Annotated in this window: 13 protein-coding genes; 8 read left to right on the forward strand and 5 right to left on the reverse strand. The window is 43.8% G+C overall.

Annotated features, from left to right (window positions below; translation table 11 throughout):
• Window positions 1-109 precede the first annotated feature (109 nt).
• The 8 genes from IQ260_RS20475 (at window position 110) to IQ260_RS20510 (ending at window position 6,438) form a co-directional block, all read left to right on the forward strand.
• A complete protein-coding gene (locus IQ260_RS20475; RefSeq protein WP_193994948.1) occupies window positions 110-955 on the forward strand; it encodes a phytanoyl-CoA dioxygenase family protein in 846 nt (281 codons plus the stop codon).
• Window positions 956-991: 36 nt separating this feature from the next.
• On the forward strand, window positions 992-2,113 hold the full coding sequence (locus tag IQ260_RS20480) for an LLM class flavin-dependent oxidoreductase (protein ID WP_193994949.1): 1,122 nt from the start codon (window positions 992-994) through the stop codon (window positions 2,111-2,113).
• An 86-nt stretch (window positions 2,114-2,199) separates the two neighbouring features.
• Window positions 2,200-3,243 carry an LLM class flavin-dependent oxidoreductase gene (locus IQ260_RS20485; RefSeq protein WP_193994950.1) on the forward strand — a complete coding sequence of 348 codons (1,044 nt, stop codon included), beginning with the start codon at window positions 2,200-2,202 and terminating at the stop codon, window positions 3,241-3,243.
• A gap of 148 nt (window positions 3,244-3,391) precedes the next feature.
• Complete coding sequence (locus IQ260_RS20490; RefSeq protein WP_193994951.1) at window positions 3,392-4,111, forward strand: hypothetical protein; 720 nt, start codon at window positions 3,392-3,394, stop codon at window positions 4,109-4,111.
• A gap of 44 nt (window positions 4,112-4,155) precedes the next feature.
• Window positions 4,156-4,557: a RidA family protein gene (locus IQ260_RS20495; protein WP_193994952.1), complete on the forward strand. Its 402-nt coding sequence runs from the start codon at window positions 4,156-4,158 to the stop codon at window positions 4,555-4,557.
• A gap of 59 nt (window positions 4,558-4,616) precedes the next feature.
• The gene (locus IQ260_RS20500; protein WP_193994953.1) at window positions 4,617-5,504 is read left to right on the forward strand and encodes a TauD/TfdA family dioxygenase; all 888 of its coding nucleotides are present in this window, start codon (window positions 4,617-4,619) and stop codon (window positions 5,502-5,504) included.
• 33 nt (window positions 5,505-5,537) lie between these two features.
• Complete coding sequence (locus tag IQ260_RS20505) at window positions 5,538-5,963, forward strand: hypothetical protein (protein WP_193994954.1); 426 nt, start codon at window positions 5,538-5,540, stop codon at window positions 5,961-5,963.
• A 52-nt stretch (window positions 5,964-6,015) separates the two neighbouring features.
• Complete coding sequence (locus tag IQ260_RS20510; protein WP_193994955.1) at window positions 6,016-6,438, forward strand: hypothetical protein; 423 nt, start codon at window positions 6,016-6,018, stop codon at window positions 6,436-6,438.
• A gap of 12 nt (window positions 6,439-6,450) precedes the next feature.
• Here IQ260_RS20510 and IQ260_RS20515 read toward each other — a convergent pair whose 3' ends face one another.
• The 5 genes from IQ260_RS20515 to IQ260_RS31175 form a co-directional block, all read right to left on the reverse strand.
• On the reverse strand, window positions 6,451-7,035 hold the full coding sequence (locus tag IQ260_RS20515; RefSeq protein WP_193994956.1) for an NADPH-dependent FMN reductase: 585 nt from the start codon (window positions 7,033-7,035) through the stop codon (window positions 6,451-6,453).
• Between the two features lie 29 nt (window positions 7,036-7,064).
• A complete protein-coding gene (locus IQ260_RS20520) occupies window positions 7,065-8,111 on the reverse strand; it encodes an NAD/NADP octopine/nopaline dehydrogenase family protein (RefSeq protein ID WP_193994957.1) in 1,047 nt (348 codons plus the stop codon).
• Between the two features lie 65 nt (window positions 8,112-8,176).
• Window positions 8,177-9,487, reverse strand: a complete 1,311-nt coding sequence (locus tag IQ260_RS20525) for a sulfotransferase (protein WP_193994958.1) — start codon at window positions 9,485-9,487, stop codon at window positions 8,177-8,179.
• Window positions 9,488-9,524: 37 nt separating this feature from the next.
• Complete coding sequence (locus IQ260_RS20530) at window positions 9,525-10,376, reverse strand: sulfotransferase (protein WP_193994959.1); 852 nt, start codon at window positions 10,374-10,376, stop codon at window positions 9,525-9,527.
• A partial coding sequence (locus IQ260_RS31175; RefSeq protein ID WP_228016304.1) for a hypothetical protein occupies window positions 10,369-10,585 on the reverse strand: 217 nt, incomplete at its 5' end. The genes IQ260_RS20530 and IQ260_RS31175, both read right to left, overlap by 8 nt.

Consider the following 10,585-nt stretch of genomic DNA (forward strand, 5'->3'; position numbering starts at 1 on the left):
CTATCGAAGGAATGTTAGAAAGAGAGGTGCGAAGAGACCTGGTGCATAGTGCTAGGAAGGCGAATTTATTTTTGATCGCTGTCTAAGAATTGAATAATAAACTGGTCCCTTGAAATTTTTACAGCTAACTCAAGAGCAAAAAACTTTATTTGAGAAAGACGGTTTTCTCGTTGTTCGTGATGCCCTCGATAACGCAGAGATATCTCATCTACTCAATGCTGGAGATAACTTAGCGGAACCCTTTTTGCATAAGGCGAAGGTACTGAATAAGCCTTGGTATAACGACTTGGACTTACGACCTAGTCTGCTATCAGAAGATGCATTCTATAATTTGATCCCCCATGCATCTACGGTCCCTCTCGTAGTACAGCTTTTGGGGCCTAATATTCATCTTCACTCTACCGATCTAATTTATAAGCATCCAGAGGATCCGAATCTACCGCCGTTTCGCCGTGGATGGCACCGTGATCTGCGCATTCCCAGGGATTTAGATCACCAGGCTTTACCAAGGGTTGGCATCAAGGTTTGCTACTGTTTGACTGATTTTCATGGCCCTGATTCAGGAATGACCTTGATGGCTCGTGGCAGTCATCTTCGAGATAAACCCCTTGAAATTCATCGAGGACAGATCGACCCGTATGATTTGGAAGTCTGCGATTTATCCCTAAATGCTGGGGATGCTGTGTTGTTCGAAAACCGTATCTTTCATACAGCCACACCAAACCGTAGCTGCCATGTTGCCAAACGGATTATCTATGGCTATGCGTATCGTTGGATGAAACCGGAAGTCTATCTTGACGTTCCCAATAAAACACTTTTAGATAAAGCCGATGCCGTTACTTTTCAGTTATTGGGTGGATATCGAGACATTGACACTCCGCCCTGGGCCTTAAAAGAATGGGTCACACAATACGGTGTTGAACCAACCTTAGTGCCATGGACGATCGAAGTTTGACAGCTCTTATCTAGAACCATCAGTTGGGGAGGCACTATGGCTTTGAGATTTCACTGGATGCTGCCAAAAAGTGGAGAGATGGTGCTAAAAACAGCTCAGCAAGCTGCCATCAATCGTATTCGATCCACCTGTGATATCTCAGATGCTTCCCTAACAGATATGCCTGGCTGGCTCAGCTTTGCCCGTCAGGCTGAGTTAGCTGGAATCGAGTCATTATTGATCTCGTTTAGCTATTATGAGCCTGATCCGCTAATAATTTCCTGTGCCCTTGGCCGCTCAACAACTCAACTCAAATTTCTGGCGGCCTATCGTTCAGGCCTCATTCAGCCAACCAGTTTTGTTCAGCAAACCAATACCCTATCTGCCTTGATTGGGGGACGCGTTGCCTTGAATATCGTTGCTGGTAGCTCCCCCAAAGAACAACGGGGGTACGGTGATTTTTTAGATCACGATCAGCGCTATGCACGGGCCGAGGAATTTCTGGAAATCTGTCGCACCTTTTGGCAAGATCAGGGTCCTGTCAATTTCAAGGGTCGCTATTATTGCGTGGAAGCTGGCAATATACATACTCCGTTTTCGGCACCAGCTCGTAGGGCACCCGAAATCTATGTGTCTGGTCATTCCCAACAGGCTCAACAACTAGCATTTTCCCAGGGAGACTGCTGGGTGCGGACAGCAGATAAGCCCGAGAATCTGAGCGCTGCTGTGGCCAATGCCCGTAAACAGGATATCGAGGTCTGTCTCAGGTGTGGCATTATTTGTCGGCCATCGTGGGAAGAAGCTTACCGAGCGGCTCAAGCCCTGTTGCCTGATCACATTGGTTGCAGTCAGCATGAAACGATTGCAAGCCGCAGCAACTCCCAAATGTTTCAACAGTCCATGCAGGTCCAGCAGGATGATCCCCATTGGTTAAATCAATGGTTGTGGGACGGCTTGGTTCCTCACAATGGTCCAGTGTGGATCACGCTAGTGGGAACTCCGGACACGTTAGCCAAGGCATTCCTTGAATATAGACAGATTGGCGTCACACAGTTCATTCTTTCGGGATGGCCGGAATCGGATGAACTGCTGATCTTTGGTCGGGATGTTCTGCCACGTATCAGGGATATGGAGTTAACACTTGAGAAAGAGACTCAAGTAGAACTTGCCCAGCGTTAGACTTGCTTTGGTGGTGATAATCGTATCGAGATGTGGGGACAATGATGGGACTTAGATTTCACTGGATGTTGCCAAAAGGTGGAGAAATGACCAAGCAAGAGACTGCTCGTGTCCTAACCACTCGCAGCAGATCCCTTGCCGGTTATCCAGATATGGATGGATGGTGTCGGTTTGCTAGACAGGCAGAAGACGTAGGCATTGAGTCTGTGTTACTCTCCTTTGGCAACTATGAGCCCGATACGCTGATGATTGCCTGTGCCCTGGGATTAGCAACCCAGAAATTGAAATTTATTGTGGCTTATCGGCTGGGATTAATGCAGCCTACCACCTTCGTACAGCAAGTTAATTCAATTTCTACGCTGATTGAAGGACGGATTGCTTTAAATATTATTGCTGGCAGCTCCCCTAGCGAACAGCGAGGCTATGGAGATTTCTTAGACCACGATCAGCGGTATGCACGGGCCAAGGAATTTTTGGCCATTTGCCATGCTTTTTGGCAGAGGAACGTTGCAGTCAACGTTAAGGGCAACTTCTATGACATAGAAGATGGCAAGCTAAATACACCTTTTCTCGCCCCCGATCGGTCGGCTCCTGAAATTTATGTTGCTGGCCATTCTCAACAGGCCATAGATTTAGCTTGCACCCAAGGTTCTTGTTGGTTAAGGGTGATTGATACCCCCGAAAATCTGAAATCTATGGCGGAGCAAGTCGGGCAAGAAAGGACCGATATTTGTCTGAGGCTATGTGTGGTTTGTAGGCCGACAAGAAAAGAAGCAATTGCAGCAGCGGAGGCTCTAAGGTCGGAGGATGCTATTGTTAAACAGGTGCGAGATTGCTTGGCCCACGGCGATTCCCAGATGTTTAAGGATTCTTTGGCGGCCTCAGAGCAAAGCGATTGGCTAAATCAATACCTATGGACGGGGCTGGTCTCTAGCTATGGTGCCTCAGCCATGACGTTAGTGGGCACACCAGAGGACTTGGTAGAAGCGTTTTTAGAATATAAAAGTCTGGGAGTGACTCAATTTATTCTTGCTGGGTGGCCAAAACTAGATGAGATGCTGATCTTTGGTCATGAAGTCTTACCTTTAATTAGGCAGGCAGAGCAGCAACAGGAGGTCCAACTTGTATAAAACTGAACTGTTTGTTAGATCCTGAGGCAGATTTTTGGATCGATTGTACAATTTGCAGTCAAGAGAATTATAAAGAGTAAAGAGGATAACTGTGACAGCACAAGCACCTAGAGCCTTTAATCGGCACATCTACCATGATAATCGTGCGATGGTTTTCTATGGCACAGATGACGGTTGCCAGGATGGATCTTTTGGCGAATTTGCAGAATTCAAATCCCACTATGAGACTGTAGAGCCATCTCGACGTGAGAATATCCACATGATTAGTGTGGTGGGAGGGTTATATGGTCTCAATATGATCCCGTTGTGGAAACCTAAGAAAATTACTATCTTTGATATTAATCCTGCTGCCATTGCTTACTTTAAAATTATTCGGCGAGTTTTCACCGCCAGCAGCGATGTTGACGATTTTCTCCATCGTCTCACCAAAGGAGCCTATGCAGCAGAAACAGAGATGGAAAAATTTATCCAAGAAAATATTTGCATGAAACAAAGGGGGGATTTACCTCGTTCTCGAGGTTCGACGAAGCGCCCCTATAAAGAAAGTTGGCAATATGCATTTGAGCATTTTGATTTAACGAAGCAAATCCTATCTGAAACGCCTTTAGAGATCCGTACTGAGCCTATGGAAAGTGAGAGTTTTAGCCAGTGGATCCAGGAACAAGATAATCTCTGGATTTATGCTTCAAATATTACTCAGTTCCATTATTTTGATTTGGACTTTGCTAATCCTAGTAATGTTGTGATTGTCCAAATTATCTTTCCGGAACAGCCTCAACTGTTAGATTTAGCCCCCTTGAGTGGGGGGCCTGTACGGGTCAAATTTGAAATTCCGTTGCGGGCAGAGCCTATAGTACCAGCTGTCTAAAGCAGTGTTGGTTGTTGTATTTATAATTTCAGGACGGCTATTTTATGACGAACAAAATCCCAATTGCCACCAATGCGGCTCCTCCATCTATCGGAACCCATACCCAGGCAATTCGCACGGGTAATCTGGTTTTTCTGACGGGACAAACAGGGCGGGATCCCAGTACGAGTCAATTGGCAGAAGGCTTAGAAGCTCAAACTCATCAGATTCTCGCTAATGTTGATGCAGTGCTAAATGCTGCTGGATGTCGTCGGGCAGATATTGTGAAGGTTACCTTAATGCTGAAGGATATTAAAACCTTTAAGGCATTTGACCAAATCTATGCAGCCTGGTTGCCTGATCGAGGTGAGTCACCGTTGCCAACACGTACCGCATTCGCTGTGGCTGATCTACCTGCGGGGGCGTTGCTAATGCTTGATGTCATCGCAGCCTATCCTTTTTCCTAATGCATTTTGGTTGGACGAGATCAAGCATGATTGATTGTATATGACAGTATTTTGGGATCATGAAACCATTCCCCAATTCTGCAATAATTAATGTGCCCGTTCCACTGGCAAGACAGTTGTTTGAAGTGGCTGAGCAGCTGCCATGGCGTTCCAATCAAGAGTATTACGATGTTGCTTGCCAAACTGAGGTGTTTAATAAGCTTCAAGAAGCTTGTGGAGAGGGATTTCAGGGGTTGATTGCTGCTATTCAAGACTGTTTAGAGACTCCGCCGTTTAGTGCTTTAGTCAAAGGATTACAGTTTGACCAGGGGCATCGCTTGTTTGTGGCGTTAAATCGGGCTTTTGGCGTACTTGTGGCTACTCCCTATGATCACAAGTCTCCACGCAACCAATTAATTCATTATATTCATCCGTCAGCGGATCTTGCGATTGCATCAGATCTACACAAGCAAACAGAGCGACTTCATACAGACTGTGCCGATTGGCCGGAGCCCAGTAAGTATATCTCCATGCAATGTGTACGGCCAGATAGTCATGGTGGAGGCCGCTCACGCCAAATTGATATGTATACACTGCAACAGCTTCTGGCATCCTGTGCCGAACCAGGTATTTTAGATAAACTGCACCAAGAACATGTTCCCTGGCAACTGGCCGCTTATCTCGGGGGTGGAGTAGTATGGCGACCGATCTTAACCAAAAACAGTATGTGTTGGCGGCGCTACACCATTGATTTTGCCTTGGCAAATGAAGGAGTTGAGCTGTCGAAGTCTATGCTAGCCACCCTCAATATTTTAGATGAGGTGATCAACTACACCGATCAAATCATCGACTTTGCCCTTGAAACCGGAGATTTTTTAATTTTAGACAACCAACGTTGTTTGCATGCAAGAACGCCAATTACCAATCCTGATACCCAGCGATTAATGTTACGTGCTTGGATACAGTAAAGGAGTTGATCATGGTTTTTAAGGAATATCATTATGTCTTCAGTTGCATACAAAAAAATACAAGATCGAGAAATCGATGATCTCACGTTAGGGGAGCGGCCATCACTGAGTTTAGAGGCCTTGATAGGTACCTGGCACAATACCAATACTGACAGTCAAGGAATTGTTAAGGTCATTCTTACGACTGATAACGGTCAGCTCACTGTTCAGGCGTTTGGTGCCGGTCAATCTACTTTACATGATTGGCAAACGGTTGTCGTTGATGATGTTTATGCCAGTAGCCTCAGCTCGCAGGCAGCCATTTCTTATACGGCCCGCTATCAGTTTGACTTCAAGCAGGTTGAGCTTCAGGTTAATCAAAGTAAGGGATTGATGATTATTGCTAGCCATCATGTTTTCCTTGATGGTAGTAATCGCTCTAATTATTTTTGCCGTGAGTTTTTCCAAAAAGCACCTTAAAAAACGGATTACCTATTAGCCCAAATCTAGCTCACAATCAGGAGTATGCTCAATGTCAACCCTTTTATACAACTGTATTAGTGACCAAACAGATACTGATTCAGCAAAAAGTTCTAGCTTGCAGTTTGATCCATCTTTTTTAGGAGTATGGGACAGTACTAATGCAAATACAACTGGCATCAGGCGTGTAGAACTCAAAGCTCGCAACAATCACTTATTTTTGCATGCCTATGGAGCCAATGATAACGACCTCAATGATTGGGGAGACGTGGAAGTTGAGCTGTTTGCAGATCGAGTTGATGCCCACGTGGCTACGAAATTCCAAGCTTTTTATGATTTTGACTTCATGGAAATTCGAATCCATGCTTGGGTCAAATTAGGAGTACTAGTGTTTGCCATATTTAATCGATTCAAAGATGATAGCGGCCGATCAAATTACTTTGATCGTGAGTTTTTTGCCCAACAGATAAGATAATGATGTGGGCTGTCATATATCTTGTGCCAGCCTTTTGCTATACCAAACTAGGGCCTTGATAAAGGTGTCTATCTTACTTGTCAGGCTCGGATCCCGTAAGTTCCCTTCCGAATCAAAAACCTCTCCTACTTTAGACACTAATAATTTTTCGGGAATAGGCATTCCTCCTAGAGCAAGACAGACCAGCCGTAGCTGCATAAGACAATTCAGACCCCCTAATCCCCCTGAGGATACCGTGCAAATGCCGATCGGTTTACGTCGCAAAACTTGAGGTTCAAGGTAGTCAAGGGCATTTTTTAAGGCTCCAGGGTAACCATTTTTGTATTCTGGAGCCACAATCAACAGAGCATCTACCTGACTCACCTGTGAGCAGAAGTCTAGCAGGGTCGTGGGGGGATTTTTCATGTCGCCTAGGCGCTCCTCTAGAACTGGCAGCTGGTAAGCCTTAAGGTCAATTAATTTTGTTTGAACATCAGAGTTTTTGCTAAGTTGTTTCCAAATCAACTGGGAAACGTTTGCGCTTTGTCGGCCTTCTCTGACACTACCCAGCAAAACAGGAATTAACAGGGCCCGCTCTGTCTTTTCTCTTTTGATCATCTATAAAAATACCTCATTTATACAACATACTATAGGTCTTTTAAACCTAGAAAATCAGCTGTCCAATAGGGTTTAGGCTCTACGATGCTGCGTCCTAGGGTAATATAGCTATCCAAAACGGGTGTTTCAATTAGAGCTGTTTTAGCCAGCGCCTGCAGTGGGAAAAGACCAAAGGGTAAATCTTCTGTTAGATAGCGATGCTGAGGATTGCCGACATTGGTACAGGAGTAAGCATGGAGCTGTTGAACATGCTCAAACAGCGAAGGACCCTTTGTACCATAGGCAAGTTGATAATGCTGGCAAATGTCAATCAGAGGGGAAACTCCTAGATTTTGACCGATAGTAACGCGATCTCGATCTAACATTTCAATCAATTGGACCGTTTGCGGACCTAAATTATAGTAAGGATTATAATCTTCTCCTGTTTCCCACTGGGCAAACGAAGCCCAAATCAAGGGTACATGGATGATGTCGTTACATTTATTGAGATTTACGGCTAAGGCATCTGGTAGCGGATATAGGTGCTTAAAGAGAGGCTGATACTGGCTCACCAGACGTTCTGTGAGTTCTGGGGATTGGGCAGCTACAAAACATTTGTTGGTTAAGGCTTTAATGGCCACCTGATCTTGACCGTTGCCTCGACTAATAAAAGGCATATTGTGAACATCTGCGATCGCAGGTAGCCGATGCTTCGGCACCCCTGTTTGTTGCAAAAGCTGACTAAAGGCACGTCCTGCAAAACGAGCCGCACACAACAGCAAGATATTCATACCGGGCTGACAGTAGGACGATAACTGTTCCGCATAGGGCTGCAGATCTTGCCCTCGACAACATAGAATAATATTGGATGGCAGTCGACCACGGTGCACAGCCGCTATATCTACAAAGCGGTTGGAGTAAAGAGCCACTGGAAAGCTCCCCTGGGCAATGGGACCTGAGGACTGGATGGTTTGTGAATGTGTGGTAGATGCCCGTCGGGAAATCAGATAAACAGTGTGGCCTTGACTACTGAGATAAACAACACTAGCTAAACCAATGTGGCCACCGCCAATTACTAGAAAAGATTGCGGTGACATTTAGGTTTCCTCCCTAAGTTTGCTTACACAAAAGATCACTTTATAGTTGTAAGAACTTTCCGGTATTATAAGGGGCAAACTCTAGCAGGAACAGGTACATCTAAAAAGTTACATAACTCTTGCCAACCAAGCTTGTGATCGAGCGATAGAAGCAGCAAATCAGTAGGACGATTTTGAAAGTAAGTCTTAACCTCTTGCACATGACGATCATAAAAATCTGACAATTGATTTAAATGATCAGGCGTTAGCTCTGACAATGACTGTTGCATAAAATATCCTCTGCGTGGCCATTGATCAGATATTTTCTGTAGACATACCTGTTTATCACTTAGTGTTAGAACAAAGCGACTATTAGGATAAAGTTGATCTAATCTTTTGTAAGACTGAGCTGCAGCGACGGCAAAAATCCCATCAAAATGCTCCAAGCATGAAAAATCGTAGCTTCCATTCAACATCACCTGGAATTGATGGGAAAATGTTTGCGGATATTGCACTAGATTAAACCCTAAAATATTGAAAGCCTTTACTACCTTTTGTAAACCAAAGGTATGTAAGCCAATCCCAAAAATTTTATAGTTTAGAGCTGGCTTCCACCGATGTTCATGGCAATGAATAAATTCAATAACCTGTTCTCGATCTAGTTTTTTTTGAGGAGAGATTTGCCGTTTACCTAACTCATACGTTGCAATTTGAGGTAACTTAGCAATTAATTGAGTCATTTCTGGTCCAGACATAATCTCAGAGGTGGTTTCTTTGATATAGTTCATGGCCATACGAGCCACTTGAAAATCGACGTTGCTTCCACAATTCCTCCAATAGGCTTCATTCTTTTGAAATTGGGTATTTAGATATAGCTTATGTCCATCTCTTAATTGTCGTAATGCATATTTAGCAAAAATGTCGCAATAATCTTGAAAAAAATCATGCAAGATTTTGAAATACTTAAATGATTTATATTCCTTTAACTTTGTCATCGCTAGATGACGAATGCTTGATTCAGGCCTCAATGCATAGCGGATATCTAGATCAGTCACTGCCACCGACTGCATGGTTCTAACCACATCAATTCGAGTGATGTGTACCCCACAATGCTGATATCCCCTAAATTGATCTAGAACATAACAGTCCACATAGGGCAAAGTATTTGATTGCAAAAAAGGCGACATATCCTCCAAGATTAAGCAATCAGCATCCACAAATACTACATAATCGCAAGTATAGGAAAGCCTGAGCATCTGATCGACAGCCTTGGCAAAAGGCCTCACGTTTTCAATTATATGGACTCGCTGAGGATTGATATTTTGAATCGCTAAGTCTAGGGCGAGTTGAGCTGTCCGTTCACCGACAGACCGAAAGACCAAATCTATTGCTGTCATAAAAGTATCTCTATCTATCCATTAGTTAAGTAAATTATTAATAAGGATCCCAGCAAAACAATTCATTCATTTTACCTGCTCGCTCTTCAAACCTTCGCAGAGCGTATGGCTCAAGTTCATCCATCCATCGCAGATCTAGTGCAACACCAACGGGGTGAGTATTGTAATAACGATAACGATCTTTAGGTAGATCAATAAATGATTGCTCTAAATCCTTCATCTGTGCCTTTGCAACTAAAAATTGAGTTCCATTATTGCCACCCAGGGGGTGATGTTCAGTGAGATAAAACTGTAACATCTCAGGCTGATGGGAAAGTTTTAAAACATTAGCAGTTTTTGCAATGATTGCATCTGCTTGGGTCGCTAAAAGCTCATATCTCACAGTTAGTTTAGTATGACGAAAATCATCAAATAAACGTTGAGCAGCGTGTATCCGCTCTAACCATTCATCAATATGCTGATCAATACTTTTCTCTGGGTATTTTCGAAGCACAGAGTTTAGTACGGCTCGCCCATCTCGCTGTAAAAATATTAAGTAAATCTCAGCCGTCGTTTTTTCAAGTACTTCGATCTGTTGTTTAACCCAGCTGGGCTCCTTAGTTGAATCAATCAGTACTGGCTTTTGAGTTCTTATTGCGATCTGTTCATAAATATCAGAATCAGGATCAACAATAAAATCTTTCCACATTGGACAGTTTGTACCACATATTTTGCAATTCTGCTTTTTAGGTGGTTTGCTAGGGAGATTCAAAAATCGAGTTTTTGTCGCTTCTCCAATATAAAAGCATTGCGAGTGGCTACCTAGAATAAGTCCCAGTAACGTAGAGCCTGAGTGGCTTGCACCACACATAAAAATAACTTTCTGATTTACACGAGAATCGCTACCCATACGCAAAATATTGAGACATCGATCTCACTTCTTTCTCAAACTCTTCATGCTCGATTGGGAGCCAATCGCTAACACTGGGTACATTTGGCTTGGAGCCAGGTCGACTGTTGACAACAGCTTCAAATTGATTAGGGGTAATTTGAGTTTCAAAACCCCAAAAATGAATAAGTTCTTGATATCGAAAGGCATCTAGGTCTTGGATTTTTACT

Origin of the sequence: Leptolyngbya cf. ectocarpi LEGE 11479, assembly GCF_015207065.1 — a bacterium.
In the GTDB taxonomy this organism is placed as follows: Bacteria; Cyanobacteriota; Cyanobacteriia; order Phormidesmidales; family Phormidesmidaceae; genus Leptothoe; species Leptothoe ectocarpi.